We start from the raw sequence: 23,688 nt of genomic DNA, 5'->3' as shown, positions 1-23,688 counted from the left end.
GCCGCTCAACTACCTTGTCTTACTCAAGGGAGGTATCGTGCGGGCTTACGGCACGACCGATCATCAGGCTGAGTATGTCGGCGAACCGGCGCACCGGTGAGGGAGCGCAGGATACGGTCCAGTTCCATCCGGCGCGCGGCACCGTCCAGCGCAAAGGCTTGATCGACGTCCGCTGTGGGGGCGACCGGTCGGGATCGTCAACGCTTGCCGGATCGCCGACTTTGAACGGGCGCAAGGCAGTGCGCGCCGGACCGGCCGCCATACCACAGCACTGTAGGGCATCATTTCCGGGCCCGTCAGGCGGCTCCGCTCAGTCCTTGTGCAGCGCATCCGGCTTGTGCGCAGCGCGCTTGCCGTCTTCGGTCTCGACGATGAACTGCGGCTCGTCCTTCGTCGCTGCGACCTTGTGGCCTTTGATCTCGGTTGGTTCGGTCACCTTCTCGACGACCTTGCCGTGCGCCTCACCGCCATGGCTGTTCCAGCTGACTTTACTGCCGATCTTGGGGTTCTGGGTCATGTCATGCTCCTTCTGTCCGACCCAACCCCCGTGCGCGGCGGGAGTTGCCTTGGCGCAGGACGGGCCCCTGGAAAAGCGATGTTCATGCGCGGGCCGGCCGCTTATGCCTGTGGCGATGAGCGAGATATCATCGACCGGGGCCGCACGGTCGCCGGATGCCGCGGACCGCGCGACCCCGCATCTGGTGCGCGCACCCTATCCGCGGCGGGCGGTGCCCACCGTCATCGTGATCGGCGACCGGATGGAAGCGGGCGATGCGCCCGCCGACTTGCCCTGCGGCCCGGTCGCCGACAACGATGCCGGCGGCATCATGCCCGACGCGCGCGACCGGCTGGTGGTGGAGGGCGGCTATCTGGAACGGCTGCCGCTGGCGCTGGTGAAGGCGGGGATCGTCGACCGCGCCGAGATCTGGCACCATCGGACGGGTCGTGGCGATGCCCGGATCGCCACCGCATCGCCGCTGCTGGTGCGGCGCACGTTCCGGGCGTCCGGCCCCGCGGCACCGATCGCGTCGGATGCGATGCTGGCGCATCTGGCCGAACATGGCGCGCCGGACATATTGATCGTGTTCGGGCTGGGCGTGGATGCCGCGATCCTCGATGCGTGCGCGGGCAGCGTGCTGATCTACAATTCGATCGACGCGCCGGCCCTGCGGATCCCGGATGCGCTGGCCCAGCGGTTCGACCTGATCCTGACCGGGGCGCAGTGGCAGTCGGACGTCGTTGCCGCCCGCGCGCCGGGCGTCGCGACACTGATCCTGCCGGTCGGTCCGGAGTTCGCGGCGATCGACCAGTTCCGCCCGCTGGGTACGGACAAGCCGTACGACCTGATCTACGTCGCGGCGGCGCAACCCTACAAGCGCCACGATATCCTGTTCGATGCGCTGGCCCAGCTGCCGCGGTCGGTGCGGGCGCTGTGCGTGTTCGGTTATGGCGAGATGGCGGAGATGCTGCGCGACCGTGCGGCGGCCGATGGCCTGTCGGTCGATTTCATCGGCCCGCCCGGAGTGCCGTTCGATGCGGTCAACCGGCTGATGAACAGTGCGCGGATCGGCGTCGTGTGCGGTATCGACGACGGCGCGCCCGCGATCCTGACCGAATATATGCTCGCTGGGCTGCCGGTGCTGGCCAATGAAGCGCTGTCATGCGGGTTGCAGTTCGTTCTGCCCGAAACCGGTGCGGTCGCGTCTGCCGATGGGTTCGCGCAGGGCATCGTAGACTTGCTCGCCCGTGCGGACACGCTGCACCCGCGCGACGCCGTGCTGGCGCGCTGGACCTGGCCGCACTCCGTCCGACGCATTGCGGGGGCGGTCGCGGCGGCGCGTGCAAAAAAGCGGAGGGCTGATTGAGGTTAGCGGAGCGGTCGGGCGGATCGATTAGACGAGATTAAGGTTACGATCCTGTCTCCAACCGGAGTTTTGCGTGCAACGATTCAGTCGGTCCCATACCGCTGCCGAATTCGGGCAGTTAACCAGAGGCACGCCGCCGGTCGTCTGCTTTTCCCACTTGCGGTGGGACTTCGTCACGCAACGCCCGCAACATCTGATGCGACGGTTTGCGGTGGAAACGCCGGTCTTTTTCTGGGAAGAGCCGATCGGCTGCGATCACCCGCTGCCCTATCTGGAGCATCACCCCTTTCCAGAGGACGGCGTGATCGCGTTGCGCCCGCGCCTGCCGCATTGGTGGGACGCGGAAGCCGTCCAGGCCGGTCTGCGCGACCTGCTCGACATGTTCGTGGCCAACACGCTGGCCCAGCCGCCGATCGCCTGGTTCTATACCCCGATGATGTTCGGTTTCGCGCAGCATGTCGCGGTCGCCGCGACCGTCTATGACTGTATGGACGAACTGTCGGCGTTCCGCTTCGCCGATCCCGCGTTGCATGCGCAGGAGGCTGCGCTGATGGCGCGCGCGGACGTGATGTTCACCGGCGGACAGAGCCTGTACGAGGCGAAGCGCGCCGGCCATGCCAATGTCCACCCGTTCCCGTCCGCGGTCGATACCGCGCATTTTCGGGCGGCGCGGGGCCATGGCGGCGAACCGGCGGACCAGCGCGAGATCGCAGGCCCGAAGCTCGGTTTCTACGGCGTCATCGACGAGCGGATCGACCTCGCGCTGATCGACGCGGTCGCGGCGGCGCGGCCGGACTGGTCGATCGTGATGATCGGCCCCGTCGTGAAGATCGACGAACGGGACCTGCCGCGCCGACCGAACATCCACTGGCTGGGCGCGCGCGATTATGCGGCGCTGCCCGCCTATCTGTCCGGCTGGGACGTGGCGCTGATGCCGTTCGCCATCAATGCGGCGACGCGGTTCATCAGCCCGACCAAGACCCCGGAATATCTTGCCGCCGGCAGGCCGGTGGTATCCACCCCGATCGTCGACGTGCAGGCGACCTATGGCGGGCTGGACGGCGTCGCGATCGCCGCCGATGCCGATGCGTTCGTGGCGGCCTGTGCCGCCGCGCTCGCTCTGCCGCGCGGTGGCGCGTGGCTGGACGCGGCGGACGGACTGATCGCGACGATGTCGTGGGACCGGACGTTCGCGGACATGCGCGCCTTGCTGGAAACCGCGATGGATACGGCAAGGGTCCCCGTGCCAGCGCCCGTTCCCGCAATTGACCCCTCCGCCGCGATCCGGCCGGGCGTCCGGCGGCCTGACTATGACGTGCTGGTCGTCGGCGCGGGCTTCGCCGGCGCGGTGCTGGCCGAGCGGCTGGCGGCCGGGTCGGGCAAGCGCGTGCTGCTGATCGACCGGCGCGACCATGTCGCCGGCAATGCGTATGATCATCATGATGCCGCCGGCATCCTGGTCCATCGCTACGGCCCGCACATCTTTCACACCAACAGCGAAGAGATCGTCGCCTATCTGTCGCGCTTCACCAAATGGCGGCCCTACGAGCACCGCGTGCTGGCCAGCGTCGGATCCAAGCTGCTGCCGGTGCCGATCAACCGCACGACGCTGAACGACCTCTATGATCTGGACCTGAAGGACGAGGCGCAGGCCGCGGCGTTCCTGGCAGCGCGGGCGGAACCGCGTGCCGATATCCGAACATCGGAGGACGTGGTGGTCGCAGCGGTAGGCCACCAGCTCTACGAAACCTTCTTCCGTGGCTATACGCGCAAGCAGTGGGGACTGGATCCGTCGGAACTGGACCGGTCCGTCACGGCGCGCGTGCCGACCCGCACCACCACCGACGACCGCTATTTCCTCGATACGTTCCAGGCGATGCCGGCCGCCGGTTACACCGCGATGTTCGAGGCGATGCTCGATCATCCGCTGATCGATATCGAACTGGCGACCGACCACCGCGACGTGGCCGCCCGGGTCAGCGTCGGCCACACGATCTTCACCGGGCCGGTGGACGAATATTTCGACCAGCGGTTCGGGCCGCTTCCCTATCGCTGTCTGAAGTTCCGCCACGAAACCCATGATCTCGAACGATATCAGCCGGTGGCGGTCGTGAACTATCCGGACGAGGCAACGCCGCACACGCGGATCACCGAATATAAACATCTGACCGGCCAGGTGCATGCGCGCACGAGCATCAGCTACGAATATTCGGACGCGCACGGCGATCCCTATTATCCGATTCCGCGCGCCGACAACCAGGCGCTGTACAAGCGCTACGAGGCGTTGGCCGATACGCTGACGGACGTCAGTTTCGTCGGGCGGCTGGCGACCTATCGCTACTATAATATGGATCAGGTGGTGGGGCAGGCGCTGGCAACATACCGCCGACTGGGCGACCGGATCGCGCCGCAGCGCGCGCTGGTCGAGTCCTGACCGGCGTGCACGGCGGGGAGGGTGCGCGCCTGCGGGTGTGCCTGATGACCGACAGCCGCGATCCGTCGGGCGTCGGCTGTCACATGCTGACGCTGGCGAGCGGCATGGCCGCGTCGATGGACATCGTCGTCGGCGCACCGGAGGGCAGTCCGCTGCTGGCCGATGCGGTCCGCCGCGGGCTGGGCGTTATCGCGTCCGACGCGCCGGATGCCGCCGGACTGCGTCGCCGGATCGCGCATGGCGGCTATGATATCGTCCATGTCCATGCCGGAATTGGGTGGGAGGGCCACGGCCTTGCCGCCGCCGCGCGTGATGCGGGCGTCGGCGCGGTCGTGCGGACCGAACATCTGCCTTATCTGCTGACCGATGCGGATCAGCGTGCGGCGCACGATGCCGGCCTGGACATGATCGACCGGCTGATCTGCGTATCGGACGGCGTGGCGGACAGCCACCGCGCCGCGGGCGTGCGGCCGGACCTGCTGACCGTGATCCGCAACGGCATCGACGCCGTCCCAGCGACGCGGGATCGCACAGCGATGCGGCAGCGGTTCGGCATCGGCGATGCGCCCGTCCTGCTGATGGTCGCCCGGTTCGCGGCCCAGAAGGGGCATGACCTGCTACTCGACGCGTTGCCGTATGTGATCCGCGCGCATCCCGATCTGGTCGTGCTGCTGGTCGGCGAAGGGCCGTTGCTGTCCCCGATCGCGCGGGCGGTGGCGGCGCGCGGGCTGGCGGGCCGGGTGCGGATGCTGGGGCGGCGCGACGACGTTCCAAACCTGATGGCGGCGGCCGACCTGCTCGTCCTGCCGTCGCGGTTCGAAGGTCTGCCGCTGGTCGTGCTGGAGGCGATGGCATCCGGCCTGCCCGTGGCCGCGACCGCGACGCTGGGCACGGCGGAGGTGATCCTGCCCGGCCGGACCGGCTGGCTGGCCGAAGCGGCGGCCGGACCGCTGGCCGCCGCGATTTGCGATGCGCTGTCCGACCCGGACGTGCGCACAACGGTCGCGGCGGCGGCGCGCGACCATCATGCCGCGCACTACCGCGCCGACCGCATGATCGCCGAGACCGTCGAATGTTATCAGGGCCTGCCCCGAACCGAAGGAAACAGCATGCAGAAGACCCGGATCGGCTTCATCGGGGCAGGCGGCATCGCGCATCGCCATTTCGGCGTGCTGGAAACGTTCGACGATGTCGCGATCGTGGCGGTGTGCGATCCTGACCTAGTCCGCGCGACCGATGCGGCCGCCCGGTTCGGCGCGCGCGCGTTCGACGACGCCGCTGAGATGCTGGATGCCGTGCCGCTCGACGCCGTCTATATCTGCGTGCCGCCCTTCGCGCACGGCGCGCCCGAACGGGCGGTCCTGGCCAAGGGACTGCCATTCTTTGTCGAAAAACCCGTCGCGCTGGATATCGCGACGGCGGACGCGATCGCCGCGGAGGTTGCCGAGCGCGGTGTCGTGACCGCGGTCGGCTATCACTGGCGTTATCTAGATACGGTGGACGAGGTCCGCGCGATGCTGGCGCGCAATCCGGCGCGGCTGATGTCGGGCTATTGGCTCGATTCGACGCCGCCGCCGGTCTGGTGGTGGCACGCGGACCAGTCCGGCGGGCAGATGGTTGAACAGACCACCCATCTGCTCGATCTGGCGCGCTATCTCGCGGGTGACGTCACCCGCGCCTACGGGCTGGCGGGGCATCTGGACCGGCCGGAGTTTCCGGGCCTCGACGTGCCGACGGTCAGCACCGCCAGCCTGCTGTTCCGGTCCGGCGCGGTGGCGAATTTTGCCTCGACCTGCCTGCTGAAATGGAACCACCGGGTCGGCCTGCATATCTTCGGCGACGGGTTCGCGATCGAACTGACCGACCGCGACGTCATGATCGATACCGGCCACGGCCGCCCGGTGCGCGGGGCCGAGGGCGACCCGGTCTGGCGCGAGGACCGCGACTTCATCGACGCGGTGCAGGGCGGCGAGAACCGCATCCGCTGCCCTTACGGCGATGCGGTTGAAACGCACCGCCTGGCGCTGGCGGTCGTGGAATCGGCGCGCTGCGGCATGGCCGTCACATTGGGAGACGCCTGAATGAGCGAGCATCGCCACATCCGTTCGCTGGGGTTCGACGCACCGGGTCGGGCCGGCTTCACCGGCTATGACGAGGGGCCCCCCGGCGAAGGCCAGGTTCGGATCGAGACGCTCTACACCGGCTTCTCGGCGGGTACGGAGCTGACCTTCTTCAAGGCGACCAACCCCTATCTCCATTCGCGCTGGGATGCCGGCCGCGGCGTGTTCGTGGAAGGTGAGGCGGGCATGCATTTCCCGGTGCCGTTCCTCGGCTACATGGAGGTCGGGCGCGTAGTCGAAAGCCGCGCGGGTGACTATGCCCCGGGCGACATCGTCGCGGGGACGTGGGGCCACAAGAGCGGTCACATCGCCGACCCGTTCCACGACCTGCTGGTGAAACTGCCGCCCGGCATGGATCCGCTGCTTGGCATCTATGTGGCCCAGATGGGGCCAATCGCGGCGAACGGCATCCTGCATGCCGATGCCGAACTGCTCGGCCCGAACGTGCCGACGCTGGGCGCCGGGATCGCCGGGCGGCCGGTGCTGGTGATCGGCGCCGGCGTCGTCGGCCTGTTCACCGCGCTGTTCGCGCAGGCCGCGGGCGCGTCCGAGGTGGTGATCGCCGATCCGTCGCCGTTCCGCCGGATGCGGTCGGAATGCCTGGAGCTGACCGCGATGACCGAGGCGGATGCGTGGGCACATGCCAAGGCGCGCTGGACGCATGGCGGCGACGATCGTGGCGCGGACGTGGTGTTCCAGACGCGCGCCGACAGCGCCAGCCTGCATGCCGCGCTGCGTGCGCTCCGCCCGCAGGGAACGGTGATCGATCTGGCCTTCTACCAGGGCGGCGCGAACGGGTTGCGGCTGGGTGAGGAGTTCCACCATAATGGCCTCAACATCCGCTGCGCGCAGATCGGTCGCGTGCCGCGCGGGCTCGGTTTCCAGTGGGACAAGGCGCGGCTGGCGCGCGAGACGGTGAAGCTGCTTGTGGCCCGCGGTGACGAGATCCGCGCGCAGATCGTGACCCACGTGGTGCCGATCGACGAAGCGCCCGGCTTCATGCACCATCTGGTCACCGACCGGCCGGAGTTCCTGCAGATCGTGTTCCAGGTCCAGTCTTGACCGGTGATCACGGGCGCGGGCCGGTCCGCATCCTGTTCGTCTTTGCGTGGCTGGTCGTCGGCGGCGAGGAGACAGAGGTCCGGCTGCTGGCGGCGGGGCTGGACCGGACACGATACCGAATCGACGTGGTCGCCTGTTTCCGCAAGGAAGGCATGCCGGAACAGACGCACGAGCAGCTTCGCGCGCTGGGCGTCGACGTGGATACGGTGCCGTATAACCTCTCGTTCGACGAGACGGTCGGCTATCTGGCGAGCAAGATTCCGGCCTATGACATCGTCGTGTCGTGCCAGGACGTGGCGGACCTCTATCCCGCGCTGGAACGGCTGCAACTGCGCCCGCCGCTGATCGAACATGGCGGACTGGTTTCGGAGGCGTTGTCCGGCCCGAAGCATTTCACGACCCGCTATGTCGGCGTGTGCAATTCGATCCGCGATGCCGCCGCGACGCGGATGCCGGGCCGCGAAGAACATGCGCTCGCCATCCCCTCGATGGTCGATCCGGCCGAATATGACTCGGCGCACCGTGCTGCGGTGCGGGCAGAACTGGGCATTGCCGACGCTGTGCCGCTGGTCGGCTGGGTCGGCCGGCTGGACGCCAAGAAGCGGGTCGAGGACTTCATCGATGCCGCGGCACGGGTCCATGCCGTCCGCCCGGACGTGCGCTTCGTCGTGATCGGCGGGCCGGACGTGTTCATGCCGGACTATGCCGATACGTTGCGCGCGCGGAGCCACGTCCTCGGCCTGGACGGCGTGCTCCGTTTCCTCGGCGACCGTGGGGACGTGCCGCGGCTGTTCGCCGGGCTGGATATCTTCGCCTGGCTGTCGCGCGGGGAGGGGATGCCGCACGTGATCGCGGAGGCGGGCATGGCCGGCCTGCCGGTGATCGCGACGCGCGACAACGGGTCGGAGGAGCAGATCACCGACGGTCGCAGCGGCCTGTTCGTGCCGCATGAAAGCCCGGCCGTGGTGGCCGATGCGATCCTGCGGCTGGCCGGTGACGCTGCGTTGCGCCGGCGGCTGGGCGATGCGTTGCAGGCGCATGTCCTGGCCAGCTACGCGACGACCGCCGTCCTGCCGCGCTGGGCCGCGCTGTTCGATACGGTGCTGGCGGAGCATCCGAAACCGGTCCCGGACGCACCGTTGTTCCGCAGCTTCTTCCAGGGCGGCTTCGAATGTTCGACGCACCGCCGGGCGCATGACCGGCAGCGCGTCGATACGATCGCCGCGACGCATCACGATACGCATGCGGCGGCGGACTACCGCGCGTTGCAGGCGCACGGCATCGTCACGGTCCGCGACGGATTGCGCTGGCACCGGATCGAGACCCGGCCGGGCGTGTACGACTGGTCAAGCGTGGCGGCACAGCTCGATGCGGCCACGACGACGGGCACGGAAGTGGTCTGGGACCTGCTCCATTATGGCTGGCCGGACGATATCGATATCTGGTCGCCCGAATTCGTAACGCGCTTCGCCCGGTTCGCGGCGGCGGCCGCGCGGATGATTCGGGGCCGGACGACGGGCCGGCGTTTCTACGCGCCGGTGAACGAGATCAGCTTCTTCGCCTGGGGCGGCGGCGACGTCGCCTATCTCAATCCGTTCGCGCGCGGGCGTGGGTTCGAACTGAAGGTCCAGCTGGCGCGGGCGAGCATCGCGGCGATGGAGGCGATCCTGCGCGACGATCCCGAGGCGCGCTTCATTCATGCCGACCCGGTGATGCATTATGCGATCGATCCTGCGCGTCCGCACGACGCAACGGGCGCGGAGGGCCGGCGGCAGTCGCAGTTCCAGGGCTGGGACCTGCTTGCCGGGCGGTTGTGGCCGCAGATCGGCGGCCGGCCGGGGCTGCTCGATATCGTCGGGGTCAACTATTACCACAACAACCAGCGCATCCACGGCGGGGACGAGATCGACGTCGGCCATCCACTCTACAAGCCGTTCCGCGCGATCCTGGCCGATACCTATGCGCGCTACGGCCGGCCGATCTTCGTCGCCGAAACCGGGATCGAGGCGGATCGCCGCGCGGACTGGCTGCGCTATGTCGCTGCCGAGGTGCGGGCCGCGATGGCGCTCGGCGTTCCGGTCGAGGGGATCTGCCTCTACCCGGTGCTGAACCATCCGGGCTGGGACGATGACCGCGCGTGCCACAACGGCCTGCTGGAACAGGAAATAGTCGGCGGGGGCCGCGCAGCCTATCCGCCGCTAGCCGCCGCGCTGCGGGAGGAGACGTTGTTGTTCGGGGCGACGCAGGTGGCGGATCGCGCGCCGGTCTGACCAACTGAAGGACTTGCACTGTGAACCGCCTGTCGCGAGCGAAGTCGAGAGACCCTTCGGGAGTGGCCCAGAGGCCCACCGCGGTCCTCTGCTACGCGCGGGGGAAACGCCTCGACTGCGCTCGGCACGGACGAATCTGATCGTGGTTTGACCGAAAATCAGGTCCCTGCACCATCAGGTTCATCGATTTCCTCAACGGAGTCAGGCGCAAGATAAATCCGAAATCGTCAGGTCTCAACGGATTTTACCCCACCGGCGCTCGTGCCCCCACGCGCGGCCGTCCTGCCGGGGCGTGCAGCAGTTCGTGCAGCCGGACCGCGAGTTCGGCCTGGCGGAACGGCTTGGACAGACGCGGTACGTCTGCCGGCACGTCGTCCCCCGCCGCGGCATAGCCGGTGACGAGCAGGATGGGCACCCGGTTGCCCATCGCGCGCAGTTCCGCGATCAGCGCCGCGCCCGTCATGCCGGGCATCAGGTAATCGCTGACCAGCAGGTCGATCTCGATCCCGGATCGGATGGCGGCCAGTGCCTGGCTGGCCGATCCCGCCTCCACCACGCCGTACCCGATGTCGCGCAGCATTTCGGCGGTGGCGAAGCGGACCAGATCCTCGTCGTCGACCAGCAACACTTTCGCGGCGCGGCCGACCGGCACCGGGTCGGCATGGGGCAGGGCGGCGCCGGCGACCGGTTCGTCCGTCGTGGGCAGCCACAGGGTGACCACCGTGCCACGGCCGGGTTCGCTGGCCAGTTGCAAAGTGCCGCCCGATTGCGCGGCAAGACCGTGGATCATCGACAGGCCGAGGCCGGTACCCTTGCCGACCCCCTTGGTTGAAAAGAACGGTTCGGTCGCGCGGGCGAGCGTGGCGCGGTCCATGCCGGTGCCGGTATCCGTCGCCTGCAGGCAGACATAGTCGCCGGGTTCCAGCCCGGTGACGTTGCGGTCCGACGCGGTGACCGCGCTCAGCGTCAGCGTCAGCTTGCCGCCGCCGGGCATCGCATCGCGCGCGTTGATCGCGAGGTTCAGCAGCGCCAGTTCGAGTTGGTTCGGATCGACCTTGGCCGCCGGCAGGTCGCGCGGCACCTCCAGCACCACCGTGATGGTCGGACCCAGCGATCGGCGGATCAGTTCGACGATTCCGTCGATCAGCGCGGCGAGGTCGACTGCCTTCGGCTGCAACGCTTGGCGGCGCGCGAACGCCAGCAGGCGTTGCGTCAGCGTCGCGGCGCGTTCGGCGGCCTGCAACGCGCCGCCGATCATCTTCTGGCTCCGCTCGTCCTCCCGGTGCCGGCGCCGCAGCATATCCAGGCTGCCCACGATGGGCGTCAGCAGATTGTTGAAATCATGCGCCACGCCGCCAGTCAGCTGGCCGATCGCGTCCATTTTCTGCGCCTGCGCCAGCTGCGCGTCCGCCTCCTTGCGGTCCGTCACGTCGGACACGACGCCGGTCATGCGGACCGCGGTCCCTTGCGCGTCGTACCGGACCCGCCCGCGCGCCACGATCCAGCGGCGCTGCCCGTCGTTGCCGATCACTTCGCAATCCACGTCCAGCGCGCCGTCGATCAGTGCGGCTTGGAACGTCGCACTGACGCGGGCGCGGTCGGCGGGAACGACATGGCCCAGGAACCGGTCGACGTCCCATTCCGGCTGCAGCGTGGCGTAGCCGAAGATCTGGTCGTGGCGCAGCGTGCGCCGGGCCTGCCCGGTCCTGAGGTCGATATCCCAGCTGCCCATGCCGGCCGCCTCCAGCGCGACTTCGAGGCTGTCGCGCGCCGCCTCCAGTTCGGTCGTGCGGTCGCGCACCGCGCTTTCCAGCGTCCGGCCGGCGACGCGCACCTCATATTGCCGGCGGCGGGCCTTCAGCGCGGTACGGATCGCGCCCAGCATCGCGTCGGCATGCAGCGGGCGTTGCAGCAGCACGATGTTGGCGAGTTCGCCCAGCCGCTGTGTCGCCGCCGCGGTGCGCGGTGCCGTGCCGCCATTGCCCAGCACGATGAATTGCAGGTCGGACCATTGCGGCTGGACCGCCACCCAGTCGGTCAGCACGGTCCGGTCGGGTGCGGCCAGCGCCTCCTCGGTAATCAGCACCGCGCCAACCCCGCGGTCGATCTCCCGCACCAGATCGGTCAGCGACGCCTCGATCTCCGCCCGGATGCCGGCGCGGACCAGCAGGTCGCGCGCGACGACCGCGTCCCGGCCGCGCGGCGCGACGATGAGGACCCGGTCCTCCATCAGGCGGTCTTGCCCGTACCCGCCGCCGCCGCGTCCGCCATCAGGGTCCCGCCATCGCCCAGGAAGGTCGGCACGCCGCTCAGCACGCCCTGGAACCGGGTGAGCGGTTCACCCAGCCGCAGGCCATGCTGTTCGATCTGGAACTCGCGGATCGTGCGTTCGTGCCGTGCGGTCCGCGTCTTGATGACCGATATCGCCTGCCGCACCGTGCCCGCAGCCTCGAAATAGCGCAGTTGCAGGACCGTGTCCGCCAGGTAGCTGAGATCAACGTCGGACCGCACGTCGCCCGCAATGCCGTGCAATCCCAGGATCATCAGGATGACGACCCCCTTCTGGCCGAGATAGCTCAGCAGTTCGTGCATCTGCAGGACGAGGAACTTCTCGTCCGGCATGGATTGCAGATAGGCGTTCAGGCTGTCGATCACGATTGTCCGCGCGCCGTCGCCTTCCACCGCCGTCCGCACCGCGGCCGCGAATTCGCCCGGCGACATCTCGGCCGGGTCGATCGACCGCACTTCCAGATGCCCGCTGGCGATGTAGGGGCGCAAGTCCATGTCCAGCGCCGCCGATCGTTTCAGCAACGTCGGCAATCGTTCGTCGAACAGGAAATATACCGCCCGTTCGCCGCGTTGCAGCGCCGCCATCATGCACTGTACGGCCGCCGTCGTCTTCCCCACGCCGGCCGGGCCAATGAGCAGCGTGGCCGTGCCCGGCGCAAGCCCACCGCCCAGCAGTGCGTCCAATGGGGCCGATCCGGTCGACACGACGGTGTCGGTAAAGGTCGCGCCATGTTCGGCGGCGACGAGGCGGGGATAGACCTGCAATCCGCCACGTTCGATCTCGAAATCATGGTAGCCGCCACGGTAACGCACGCCGCGCATCTTGATGACGTGCAGCCGGCGGCGCTGCGCCCCGAACCCGGACAGCGTCTGTTCCAGAGCGACGACGCCGTGCGCGATGCTGTGGAGCTGTACGTCGCTGCCCGTCGTGCTCTTGTCATCCAGAATCAGGACGGTGCAGTTCCGCTGCGAGAAATAATGCTTCAGCGCCAGGATCTGCCGCCGGTAACGGATAGGGCTTTGTGCCAACAGCCGCAGTTCAGACAGGCTGTCGATAATGACGCGGGCGGGGCGGATCGCGTCGACGCGGTCCATGATCGCGCGGATCGTCTCGCCCAGTTCGACCTCGCTCGGATGCAGCAACGTCTGTTCCTGGTCCTCGCCCAGCCCGTCGACAGGCACCATCTCGAACAGGTCGAGCGCGTCCAGCGACCAGCCGTGCGTCTTGGCGACGGCGTGCAGTTCGACCTCGGTTTCGGCCAGCGTGATGTACAGCCCCGCTTCGCCGACCGCCGCGCCGGCCAGCAGGAAACCCAGCCCCAGCGTGGTCTTGCCCGTCCCGGGCGTTCCTTCGACGAGGTAGAGCCGGTCCGGCGTCAGCCCGCCGTTCAGAATGTCGTCCAGCCCGGCTATGCCGGTCGATGCCTGCGTGGGGGCAGTATCGAGATGTTGCGCCACGCCATAGATCCTGTCCATCGCGACAGGCTATATGCCCGATCGCTTTAGGTCCTTAGCGCAGGACCCCGAAAGGGCAAAGCGGGAACAGCGTCGTCGGAACGCCCCGTTCGCGCGGTCAGATCAGGCCCAGCGCCTTGAAGCTGGAATGGCCACCGCTGCCGATGATGATGTGATCGTGGACCGCCAGGCCCAGCGGTCGGCACGCGTCAACGATGTCGCGGGTGAGCGCGATATCTGCGCGGCTGGGCTTCGGGTCGCCGCTCGGGTGGTTGTGGACCAGGATGATCGCCGCGGCGTTCAGTTCCAGCGCGCGCTTCACCACTTCGCGCACATGGACCGCGGCCTGGTCGATCGACCCTTCCGACACAAGTTCGTCGCGGATCAGCTTGTTGCGGGTATCCAGATGCAGCACGCGAACCCGTTCGGTCGCACGGTGCGCCATGTCGGCGTGCAGATAGTCGAGCAGCGCCTGCCAGTTGGACAGCACCGGGCGGTTCGCGATCGGCGACCGCAGCAGGCGCAGCGCCGACGCCTCGGCGATCTTCAGCGCCGCGACCGCCCCCTCGCTCAAACCCTCGACGCGCGACAGCGTGGCCGGATCGGCGCTCAGCAGCGCGCCGATGCTGCCGAATTCGGCGAGCAGCGTGCGGGCCAACGGCTTCGTGTCGCGTCTCGGAATGGCGAGCGCGAGCAGATATTCGACCAGCTCATGATCCAGCAACGCCTCCGGCCCGCCTTCGAGCAAGCGGCTGCGCAGGCGGGCGCGGTGTCCGGACGCATCATCGGCAGGGGCGATCATGGGGCGGGTGTAGCGCCGGATCGGTGCGATGGCATCCCGCTTCTTTGCGGTAAAAAGCGTCGGGCCGGCATGTTTGAACTGGAACCGTTCAGGGTCGGGCGGGTAACGCGGACGGGATGGACGCCCCGCCCGCCCGCCGACGCAGCCGCGTCCGAATCGCCGTGGCGGCGGCGTCCGGCCTGATCGCGCTGGCGATCGCCGGCGTGTGGACGCAGCGCAAGGACGTCGCGGCCCACTATATCGATGCCGAACTGGCCCGCCGCGGGGTGACGGCCAGCTATACGATCGCGCGGTTCGGGATCGGCGGGCAACGGCTCGAAAATATCCGGATCGGCGATCCCGCGCGGCCGGACCTCACCGCCGACCATGCCGATATCCGGATCGCGATCGGCCACAATGGCCCGTATGTGGCTTCGATCGCGGCCGGTCGGGTCCGGCTGCGCGGACGGCTGGTGGACGGACGGGTCACGCTGGGCGCGGTCGACCGGCTGCTGCCCGCCCCGTCGGGTCAGCCGTTCGCGCTGCCGGACCTGCGCGTCGCGCTGGACGATGCGGCGATCCGGCTGGAGACGGCCGGCGGTGTCGTCGGCTTCGGGATTACCGGGTCGGGGCGGCTGTCCGACGGGTTCAGTGGGCGGATGGCGGTGGCGGCGCCGGACCTGCGCGTGGCCGGCTGCCTGATCCGGCAGGGCCGCGCGCATGTGAACCTGGCGATCACCGCCCGTCGTCCGGTCCTGGACGGGCCGGTCGCGGCGGACGGCGTGACGTGCGGCGACAGGCTGACGATCACGCGCCCCGCCGCGACGGTCGACGTGGCGCTGAGCGCCGCGCTAGACCGCTGGACGGGCGGCGCGTTCGTCGATGTCGCACAGGTCCGGTCCGGATCCAACCGGATCGACCGGATGGCGGGCCGCGTCGGCTTCGACGGGACCGCGAAGGGGACGCAGGGCACGCTGGCGGTAGTCGGGCACGACGTCGTGACGGCCGCCGCGACGGCCCGGCGGATCCGGTTCGACGGGCGTTACGGAGTCGGTCCGGCGACGCGCATACAGGGCGACCTCCGGCTGACCGACGGCGGGGTCGCGGCGGAGACGCGCACCGCCATCGCCGCGGCCGGACGGGCGGGGGGCGGGACGCCGCTTGCCCCGGTGCTGACGGCGATGACGACCGCGGCGGCGCGCGCCACCGCGCAGTTTCAGGCGACCGCCACGATCGATTATGCGCCGGGCGGGCGGGCGGCACCCTTGCGGATCGGCCGGCTGACGGCGGACGCGGCGAGCGGCGCCCGGCTTGTCCTGACGGAGGGCGCTGGGCTGACTGTCGATCCCACGACCGGCGGCACGCGGCTGGACGGGCGGGTGCGGCTTGCGGGCGGCGGCTTGCCGACCGTCGACGCGACCGTGCGGCAGGCCGGGGTCGATACGCCGATCACCGGCACGATGCGCATCGCCCGCTACGCCGCAGGCGGGGCGACGCTGGACCTGACCCCCGTGCGGTTCCAGGTCGCGCCGGGGGCGACCCGCTTCGATACCGTCGCGACCATGACCGGCCCGGTCGCCAGCGGGACGGTCACGAGCCTTCGCCTGCCCGTCACGGGCCGGCTGGGGCGCGGCGGATCGTTCGTCGTCGATCCGGAGTGCGTTCCGCTGGCGTTCGATCGGCTTGTGCTGTCCGGCCTGACGGTGGGGGCGACACGCACGACGCTGTGTCCGAACGACATCGGCCTGTTGTCGCGCGCGCCCCACGGGCGGATCGCCGGGGGCGGGCGGATCGCGGGTCCGGTGCTGGCCGGCACGCTGGGCGGGTCGCCGGTGCGGATCGCGGCGGGGGCGGTGGCGTTCGACATCGCCGGGCCGGACTTCACGGCGGACGCGCTGTCCTTCGCGATCGGGCCGGCCGCCGACCCGACCATGCGCATCGCGATCGACCGGTTCGCAGGCGATTTCGTGACGGGCGGCGTCGGCGGGCGCTTCGCCGGACTGTCCGGTCGGATCATGGCGGTGCCGCTGCTGCTGACCGAGGGCATCGGCCGCTGGCGACTGATGGGCGGGGCGTTAAGCGTCGACAGCGATGCCGTCACCGTGTCGGACGCGCAGGCCGATCCACGGTTCGTGCCGCTGCTGTCGCGTGATTTTGCCCTGGCGCTCCGTGAAAACCGCATCGTGGCGCGCGGCCGCTTGCAGACCCCTACGGATGGCGTGGCCGTCGCCGATGTCGCGATCCGGCATGACCTGACGCGCGGGGCGGGCACCGCGCGGCTGATCGTGCCCGGGCTGCGGTTCGATCCGGCGTTCCAGCCCGAACGGCTGACCCGGCTGACGCTGGGCGTCGTCGCCAATGTGAAGGGGGTCGTCACTGGAGAGGGCAACATCGCCTGGAATCGGCAGGGCGTGACCAGCACCGGCCGGTTCGGAACCGAATCGATGGATCTGGCTGCCGCGTTCGGACCGGTCACCGGGTTGAAGACCGAACTCATGTTCGACGATCTGCTCAACCTGCGCACCGCACCGGGACAGATCGCCACCGTTGTGGAAATCAACCCCGGTATCGCGGTGCGCGACGGCGTCGTCCGCTACCGCCTGCTGCCCGATCGTCGCGTGCAGGTGGAGGGCGGGCGCTGGCCCTTTTCCAACGGCGAACTGACGCTGGAGCCGACCCTGCTCGATTTTAGCGGCGCGACCGAACGGCGGATGACATTCCGCATCGTGGGCATGGACGCCGCGCAGTTCGTGCAGCAGTTCGGGTTCGAGAATATTGCCGTCACCGGAACGTTCGACGGCGTGCTGCCAATGACGTTCGACGACCGGGGCGGGCGGATCGCGGGCGGGCGGCTGTCGGTGCGGCCCGGCGGCGGGACGCTCGCCTATGTCGGCGAAATCTCGAACGCGAAGCTCGGCCGGTTCGGGGCGCTGGCGTTCGATGCGCTGAAACGGATGCGATACCGCGACCTGACGATCCTGCTGGACGGGGCGCTCGACGGCGAACTGGTCAGCAAGGTGGTGTTCGACGGGACGAACCAGACCCCGAAGGAAGCGATTCGCCGAAACGGGTTGCTGTCCTCCTTTGCCAACCTGCCGTTCCGGTTCAACATCGTCATCAAGGCGCCGTTTCGCGCCCTGTTGAACAGCGCGCAATCGCTGAACGATCCCCGCGGCCTGATCCGCCAGGCGATGCCGCCGCCCGCCGAAATCCTGCCGGGGTCCGCCCCCGTTCAGCCCAAGGAAAGCGAACCTGTGCGATGAGCCCGACCATGACGAAGAACGGACGCCGGACGACCCGACGGAGCACAGGTGTGATGTGTGCGGCGATGGCAGTGCTGCTGGCCGGGTGCATCACGGTGAAGGCACCCGAAAAGCCAATCGAGATCAACCTGAACGTCAATATCCGTCAGGAGGTGGTGGTCAGCCTTCGCAAGGACGTGCAGAATCTGGACCAGCAATATCCGGGAGTGTTCTGAGATGAAGCGGCGCATGAAGATCCTGATCGCAGGCGGCCTCCTGGTCGCCATGGGCGGCGCGGGCGTTGCCCTGGCGCAGAATGACGACGGCGTGGTCGCATCGGCGCGCGCCAGCGGCGACGTGGGTGAACAGGCGGACGGCTATCTCGGCTTCGTCACCGCGCCGTCCAGCGCGGTCAAGTCGGCGGTGGACGCGGTGAACATCAAGCGGCGCGCAATCTATACCGATATCGCCGCCAAGCAGAACGCCACCGTGCAGGAAGTCGCGGCGGCGCGAGGCTGCGACCAGCTCGCCAAGCGCGTCGCACCCGGTCAGAAGTATCGTACCGGCGGCGGCTGGCAGACGCGCGGGGCGGCACCGATCGACCTGCCGGCGATCTGCGGCTGACGACAGCCGCCGTCGGGATGCCGTCGACTTGTGCCGTCCGCGGCCATGTTGACTTGGTTCCGACGCTTTCCTAAAGGAACCGGGCCTTGGCGGGGCTGCTCGCCGACAATGTCGTGCGCGCTTCTGGATAGGAGGGTGACGACGTGGCGGCAGGCGATCCCGGGCAGGACCCGACCGGCGTGGATGACCGGCTGACGTCGCTCGACGAGCGATTGCAGCAGGCGCATCGGGCCGAATCGATCAGGACCGGCAAGTCCGAACGCGCTTCCACGAAGGGATACTCCCAGGGGAACCGCGTACTTGCCGAATTGATCGCGGGGCCGGCCGGTGGCGCATTGATCGGGTGGTTGCTGGACCGCTGGTTCAATAGCGCGCCATGGGGTCTGCTGGTGTTGATGGTCCTCGGGATCGGCGTCGCCTTCAGGAATATCATACGGATTTCGAACGAGCGTCCGGAGTAGTTTCCGGGCGCTCGTCGCATGCTAACTAAGGGTTCAGACGTGGCGGCAGAAGGCGGCAAGATCGATCCGATGCACCAGTTCACGGTCGAGCCGTTGTTCGGCACGATGAACTGGCATTTTCCGTTCACCAATTCCGCCCTGTGGATGGTGATCACGCTCGTCTGCCTCTGGGGCTTCATGCTCGGCGGCATGAAGCGTGAACTGGTTCCCGGCCGCTGGCAGGCCGCGGTCGAGGGCGTGACAGGCTTCATCAACGGCATGATCGCGACGAACGTCGGGCCGGAAGGCAAGCGGTTCGTACCGCTGGTCTTCACGCTGTTCATGTTCATCCTGCTGTCGAACATCCTCGGCCTGCTGCCGATCGGGATTACGGGCGCACATCCGTTCACGTCGACCAGTCATTTCACGGTCACCGGCGTACTTGCGCTGCTTGCGTTCGGCACCGTGCTGGTCGTCGGGTTCGCGCGGCACGGTTTCCACTTCTTCTCGCTGTTCATTCCGTCGGGCACGCCCAAGCTGATGATCCCGCTGATGTTCGTGATCGAACTGATCTCGTTCATGGTGCGGCCGTTCAGCCTGGCGCTGCGGTTGTTCGTGGCGATGACCGCGGGGCACATCCTGTTGAAGGTGCTGGCGGGTTTCATCATCAATTCCAGCGGTGCCGGTCTCGGCTGGGGCATCCTGGTCGGCGGGCCCAGCTTCATCCTGATGGTCGGCATATCGGCGCTGGAATTGCTCGTCTGCGTGATCCAGGCCTATGTGTTCGCGCTGCTGACGTCGCTCTACCTGAACGACGCCGTCAATCTTCACTGAGTTTCGTCCACGTCCAATCTACTGTTGAAAAGGGAATTTATCATGGATCCAGTCGCCGCAAAGCTGCTCGGTGCCGGTCTTGCTGCCATCGGCGTGGGCCTTGCCGCCCTCGGTGTCGGTAACGTGTTCGCCGCCTTCCTCTCGGGTGCCCTGCGCAACCCGTCGGCTGCCGACGGTCAGCAGGGTCGCCTGTTCATCGGTTTCGCCGCGGCGGAGCTTCTCGGCTTGCTCGCGTTCGTGATCGCGATGGTTCTGGTCTACGCCGTCTGAGCCTATGACCGACCCGGGGGCGTGCGATCGGCACGCTCCCGACCCCTGACAGGATGACCAGATGCCACAGATCGCACAGATCGCTGCGACCTACGCCTCGCAGATCTTCTGGATGCTCGTCATTTTCGCGATCATCTATTTCGCGATCGGTAATGGCATGGTGCCCAAGATCGAAGCGACCGTCGATGCGCGCGACCGCAGGATCGCCGACGACCTGGCCGCCGCACACAGCGCACGCGCCGCTGCGGATGCGACGGAAGACGCCTATCGGACCCGCATGGATGCGGCCCGGAACAATGCCCGGATAGAGACCGAGCGTACAAAGGCGGATGCCGTGCTTGCCGCCGAAGCCCGCGTGAAGGCGGCCGACGCCGAACTTTCTGCAAAGGCCGATGTCGCCGAGGCGGACCTGCGGGCCGTCACCGACCGCGCGCTGGCCGGGATCGAAGGCGTCGCCGCCGATGCCGCGCGCGATATCGTCCTTCGCCTGTCCGGTGCGGAAGTCGCGCCGGACGATGCCACCCGTGCGGTTCGTTCCGCGCTGGCGGCTTGACCACCTAAGGACAGCAGATGAGCACCGAAGGATCCGCAGCGGTAACGCAGCATCTGGCCCATCCCACCGAAGTGGAGGGGCTGTCCCCGACGCATGTCGGTGCGACGTTCAGCGAAGGGACGGAAGTGGCGCATGCCGATCCGACCGCGCTGGGCATGAACGGCACGGCGTGGGTCGCGCTCGCCATGCTGGTACTGATCGCCATCATGCTGTGGAAGAAGGTGCCCGCCGCGATCGGCAGTGCCCTCGACCGCAAGATCACCGGCATCCGGGCGCAGCTGGACGAGGCGCGCCAGTTGCGCGCCGAGGCGGAGGCTCTGAAGGTCGAATATGAGGCCCGCGCCGCCGCCGCCGCGACCGAAGCGGACGCGATCGTAGCGCAGGCGCATGTCGATGCGCAAGATATCGTCGCCAAGGCGCAGGCCGACGCGACGCTGCTGATCGAACGCCGCGGCCGCATGGCGGAGGAAAAGATCACCGCTGCCGAACGCGCCGCCGTCGCAGAAGTCCGGGCCCGCGCCGCGAGTGCTTCGGCCGCCGCCGCCGCGATGTTGATCGGCGAACGCCACGATGCCGTCATCGACAAGCGGCTGGTCGACCGGACAATCTCTGGCCTGGACGGCGCCCGCCTGAACTGACCGGATCGTTTCAGATAGATTGGTCTAGGATGTCAGACGATCCGAGTGGCCACCCTGCCGCTCTTATCCGGGCCACGCGTTTGAGAACAATGGGTCAGATCTCGTCGTAGCTGAAAAGCCACATGGTAGACGCCTGCTTGCTGGCCTTGTCGCCAGTGCTGTGTAGCCGACCGACCGCCGTATATCGGGCGCCGTTCTTCAGCGCGCCGGAGGGCATGAGCGGCGCGAGCCGCGGTGCGACGTACAGGACGAGGTCATGACCGTCATCGGTGGTCATGCTGACGGCCGTGTAGCCGAGCTTCCCACTTAGCAGCCGCGCGTTCGCCTGCCCGAACCCGGTCGGGGATCTGAGGCTGGTGATCCGGCCCGCCACCCGAACCAGTTTGCCGTTGGGCAGATCGGTTTGGGGGTTGAGCGAGCGCTTCGTACGCCGCCGTTCGGCATCGACCGCGTCATAGTGATCCAGCAGTGCGCTGAGACTTCGATACTCGATCGTCCATGTGCTGCGTTCCGCCCAGAACAGCGTGCCGTTGAAGGGACTGAACAGCGTGTCGGTCCAGCCGGCGCAGCCGTCGGCGTCCTCGCAGTTCGGCCATGCCGCATCGATCCATTGCAATAACTGCTTGTTCGGGTCGGAGAACTCAGCTTCCTTCGCTAGACCGGGCCCGAACGCGACGGCGGCCTGACGTTGCCGGGGGGCGACGACGGCGACGGCACCGTTGCCGACATCGAGCTTCCCGACCCGAAGCTGGCGCATCATCGCCCAGGCATAGTCATTCGCGGACAGGCCCTTCAGGTCGTTGACGACCAGGATGCTCATCTCGACGCCGGCGTTCTTCGCCAAGCCATAGAGCCGCTGCTCCATCGTTCTGACGCGTGCGGGGTCGAGCCGCCCGGTCTCGTCGACGATGAAGCGGCCATATTTGAACGGGATCGATCCCGGGGTCGGCAGGGTGCGCGCGGGAACGGACGCGTTGGCGACCGGCGGGGTGACGGCGGAGGGCGGGGTCGGTCCCGCGGGAGTGACGGCGGCACCGGTCGATCCCGACGCGATGCGCGTGGACGCGGCAAGCGCGTTGCCGCTGCGGCAGTCCAGTCCGCCGGATTGGGCGCGGGCTTCCGCCCAGCCTTGCCGGATCGAGGCGGCACGCCGGTCCTTCGCCGGATGCGTCGGCGAGCCATGATTGCTGCCGACGGTCAGGATCATGCGCTGCGCATCGGCGAGCGGTGCGCCCATCTTCTGCAGGACATAGCCGCTGAACTTGTCGGCCTCCAGCTCGATCTCGGGACGGCTGCCGCCCGGGACGATCGTATGTCCCGACAGATGGTGCGCGATCTCATGCGCCATGATGCTGATCGGTCCCCAGACGCTGCCACCCACCTGCGCCTCGGCCGCCTGCATGAATTCCGGGTTGAAGGCGATCACCCGGCGCGGCACCCGCTTGTCGTCCAGCAGGATGACCGCCGCCGCGTTCGGCACAGGGCCGGATACGACGACGAAATTGGCAGGGAGGCCGGTGTAGCCCATGATCCGCGTCACGGCACTGGCGCAATCGCGGGGCGCGCCGCCGGTCAGTGCGGACCCGTCGGCCTGAAGCGTCTTTCCGTCATAGGAACAGGCTTGCAGGGTCGACGCGATCGCTTCGACCCGCGCGGCGCTGGATGCGGTCCTGCTGGCGTCGTCCGCCTGGCCGCATCCACAGGTCAGCAGCGCTGCCACGGCAGTCATCGATGCGCGGTGCAGGTTCCGCATGTCGCCGTCTCCTCGTCAGCGGTTGACCAGCCAGAGGATTGCCCATGCGTAGACCCGCAGTAGCACCCAGTTGATCGCCAGGAACATCATGGAGGCCGAAAGCAGCCTTGGCCAGTCGCTCCGCCAGGAGAGCAGGTAGAATTGACGATACCCGACCGCGACGACCAGCGTCTTCAGTGCTGGAACATAGACTTGCGATGCTGCCTTATGTGCCAGGATGGTATCCGGATCGTGCCATATGAGCGTCGGCAGCAGGTTCACGCTGATGAACGCCAGGACGACCGACTGGCAGTAGATCGCAAGGACCGTCACCTCGATCATGTTGTAGCGCAGCCGGTTGCGGAACGTGAGCCGCGCCGCGACGACGATTGCCAGGATGCCGAGCGAGAAACTCCAGTTGGAATAGGCCAGCACCTGACTGGCCATGCGCTTGACCACGGCATCGCGATCCACATCGGCATAGACGCTGAAATACTGACTGCCGGCCAGCAGCAGGACGAGGATGGCGACGGTGGCCACGAGCAGCTTGAGCGGGTGCATGTAGGCGGCGCGCCGGCCCAGCACATAGTCGCGGGCGACCGTGCCGGGGGCAACGACCAACCTGCCGAGCGTTTGCACCGATTTCAGTTCGAACAGGCGAAGTCGATCCCAGGATTCGGTACGGATATCGCGCCACACGAACCGCTGCGCCGCCTTTTGCCCGCAACCGCCACAATAAGTGTCCGCCATCGCTTTTCCGCAGTTCCGGCATGTCTTCTGCTGGAACCACGCGTTCGACACCGCGGCCGCGGACACCGCAGGATCGGGCGCCCCGCCTTTGCCGAGCATGGCGTCCATCCTGCTGCGAAGGTCCGGCATTTCCCCTCCCGCCTTTACGGTCAGCCGGGCTAGCATATGCGCATGGGGTGGGGGAACGGCCGTTCTATCGACGATGGGCACGACCTTTCCCGCCAGCCCTTCTAACCCGAAGCCATCGTTCGGCCGCTGGCGGCGCTACCTCCCGTCGCTCCGGTTGACTGGCCCGCCGTTCACGAACAATCGTGGGTCACCGGCGGGCC

20 protein-coding genes are annotated in these 23,688 nt (G+C 68.0%); 13 read left to right on the top strand and 7 right to left on the bottom strand.

Translation table 11 applies throughout. The features are described from left to right. Positions 1–19 precede the first annotated feature (19 nt). Together BKY59_RS17250 and BKY59_RS06020 are read right to left on the bottom strand one after the other, a co-directional pair. Positions 20–262, bottom strand: a complete 243-nt coding sequence (locus tag BKY59_RS17250; RefSeq protein ID WP_129586216.1) for a hypothetical protein — start codon at positions 260–262, stop codon at positions 20–22. Between the two features lie 48 nt (positions 263–310). Beyond that, positions 311–517 carry a hypervirulence associated TUDOR domain-containing protein gene (locus tag BKY59_RS06020; RefSeq protein WP_076069476.1) on the bottom strand — a complete coding sequence of 69 codons (207 nt, stop codon included), beginning with the start codon at positions 515–517 and terminating at the stop codon, positions 311–313. 115 nt (positions 518–632) lie between these two features. Here BKY59_RS06020 and BKY59_RS06015 point away from each other — a divergent pair, with 115 nt between their 5' ends. From BKY59_RS06015 to BKY59_RS06000, 5 genes are all read left to right on the top strand, one after another. Next, a complete protein-coding gene (locus BKY59_RS06015; RefSeq protein WP_240499975.1) occupies positions 633–1,865 on the top strand; it encodes a glycosyltransferase in 1,233 nt (410 codons plus the stop codon). 196 nt (positions 1,866–2,061) lie between these two features. Next, complete coding sequence (gene glf / locus BKY59_RS06010; RefSeq protein WP_076069474.1) at positions 2,062–4,299, top strand: UDP-galactopyranose mutase; 2,238 nt, start codon at positions 2,062–2,064, stop codon at positions 4,297–4,299. A gap of 44 nt (positions 4,300–4,343) precedes the next feature. Further along, positions 4,344–6,380: a glycosyltransferase gene (locus BKY59_RS17905; protein WP_206362022.1), complete on the top strand. Its 2,037-nt coding sequence runs from the start codon at positions 4,344–4,346 to the stop codon at positions 6,378–6,380. Beyond that, positions 6,381–7,481: a zinc-dependent alcohol dehydrogenase gene (locus BKY59_RS17900; RefSeq protein WP_206362021.1), complete on the top strand. Its 1,101-nt coding sequence runs from the start codon at positions 6,381–6,383 to the stop codon at positions 7,479–7,481. Next, positions 7,478–9,751 (top strand): glycosyltransferase family 4 protein, encoded by a 2,274-nt coding sequence (locus BKY59_RS06000; RefSeq protein WP_076069471.1) that lies wholly within the window; start codon positions 7,478–7,480, stop codon positions 9,749–9,751. The genes BKY59_RS17900 and BKY59_RS06000 overlap by 4 nt, the downstream gene beginning before the upstream one ends. A gap of 244 nt (positions 9,752–9,995) precedes the next feature. Here the strand turns inward: BKY59_RS06000 and BKY59_RS05995 are convergent, their stop codons facing one another. The 3 genes from BKY59_RS05995 to radC form a co-directional block, all read right to left on the bottom strand. Next, the gene (locus BKY59_RS05995; RefSeq protein WP_076069468.1) at positions 9,996–11,981 is read right to left on the bottom strand and encodes a PAS domain-containing hybrid sensor histidine kinase/response regulator; all 1,986 of its coding nucleotides are present in this window, start codon (positions 11,979–11,981) and stop codon (positions 9,996–9,998) included. Further along, positions 11,981–13,516 (bottom strand): ATPase domain-containing protein, encoded by a 1,536-nt coding sequence (locus BKY59_RS05990; RefSeq protein ID WP_076069466.1) that lies wholly within the window; start codon positions 13,514–13,516, stop codon positions 11,981–11,983. Before BKY59_RS05990 ends, BKY59_RS05995 begins: the two co-directional genes overlap by 1 nt. Positions 13,517–13,613: 97 nt before the next feature. Beyond that, a complete protein-coding gene (radC, locus tag BKY59_RS05985; protein ID WP_076069463.1) occupies positions 13,614–14,297 on the bottom strand; it encodes a RadC family protein in 684 nt (227 codons plus the stop codon). 116 nt (positions 14,298–14,413) lie between these two features. Between radC and BKY59_RS05980 the strand changes: the two genes are divergently transcribed. From BKY59_RS05980 to BKY59_RS05945, 8 genes are all read left to right on the top strand, one after another. Continuing rightward, positions 14,414–17,539 carry an intermembrane phospholipid transport YdbH family protein gene (locus tag BKY59_RS05980; RefSeq protein ID WP_083671902.1) on the top strand — a complete coding sequence of 1,042 codons (3,126 nt, stop codon included), beginning with the start codon at positions 14,414–14,416 and terminating at the stop codon, positions 17,537–17,539. 65 nt (positions 17,540–17,604) lie between these two features. Next, entirely contained in the window at positions 17,605–17,754 is a 150-nt protein-coding gene (locus BKY59_RS05975; RefSeq protein WP_420822078.1) for a YnbE family lipoprotein, read from the top strand. A gap of 13 nt (positions 17,755–17,767) precedes the next feature. Further along, entirely contained in the window at positions 17,768–18,142 is a 375-nt protein-coding gene (locus BKY59_RS05970) for a YdbL family probable chaperone protein (protein ID WP_240499974.1), read from the top strand. A gap of 143 nt (positions 18,143–18,285) precedes the next feature. Further along, positions 18,286–18,603 carry an AtpZ/AtpI family protein gene (locus BKY59_RS05965; protein WP_076069455.1) on the top strand — a complete coding sequence of 106 codons (318 nt, stop codon included), beginning with the start codon at positions 18,286–18,288 and terminating at the stop codon, positions 18,601–18,603. 39 nt (positions 18,604–18,642) lie between these two features. Continuing rightward, a complete protein-coding gene (locus BKY59_RS05960) occupies positions 18,643–19,416 on the top strand; it encodes a F0F1 ATP synthase subunit A (RefSeq protein WP_206362020.1) in 774 nt (257 codons plus the stop codon). Between the two features lie 42 nt (positions 19,417–19,458). Next, positions 19,459–19,686 carry a F0F1 ATP synthase subunit C gene (locus BKY59_RS05955; RefSeq protein WP_076069450.1) on the top strand — a complete coding sequence of 76 codons (228 nt, stop codon included), beginning with the start codon at positions 19,459–19,461 and terminating at the stop codon, positions 19,684–19,686. A 61-nt stretch (positions 19,687–19,747) separates the two neighbouring features. Beyond that, entirely contained in the window at positions 19,748–20,239 is a 492-nt protein-coding gene (locus BKY59_RS05950) for a F0F1 ATP synthase subunit B family protein (protein WP_076069448.1), read from the top strand. Positions 20,240–20,256: 17 nt separating this feature from the next. Beyond that, positions 20,257–20,877 (top strand): F0F1 ATP synthase subunit B family protein, encoded by a 621-nt coding sequence (locus BKY59_RS05945; protein WP_076069445.1) that lies wholly within the window; start codon positions 20,257–20,259, stop codon positions 20,875–20,877. A gap of 94 nt (positions 20,878–20,971) precedes the next feature. Here BKY59_RS05945 and BKY59_RS05940 read toward each other — a convergent pair whose 3' ends face one another. Continuing rightward, positions 20,972–22,630 carry a TPM domain-containing protein gene (locus BKY59_RS05940; protein ID WP_076069442.1) on the bottom strand — a complete coding sequence of 553 codons (1,659 nt, stop codon included), beginning with the start codon at positions 22,628–22,630 and terminating at the stop codon, positions 20,972–20,974. A 15-nt stretch (positions 22,631–22,645) separates the two neighbouring features. Further along, positions 22,646–23,488, bottom strand: a complete 843-nt coding sequence (locus BKY59_RS05935; protein ID WP_165374800.1) for a DUF3667 domain-containing protein — start codon at positions 23,486–23,488, stop codon at positions 22,646–22,648. Positions 23,489–23,688 lie beyond the last annotated feature (200 nt).

The sequence above is a fragment of the Sphingomonas montana genome, from assembly GCF_001956315.1.
GTDB classification, from domain to species: domain Bacteria; phylum Pseudomonadota; class Alphaproteobacteria; order Sphingomonadales; family Sphingomonadaceae; genus Sphingomonas_R; species Sphingomonas_R montana.
This window is presented reverse-complemented; position numbering and strand designations above follow the sequence as displayed.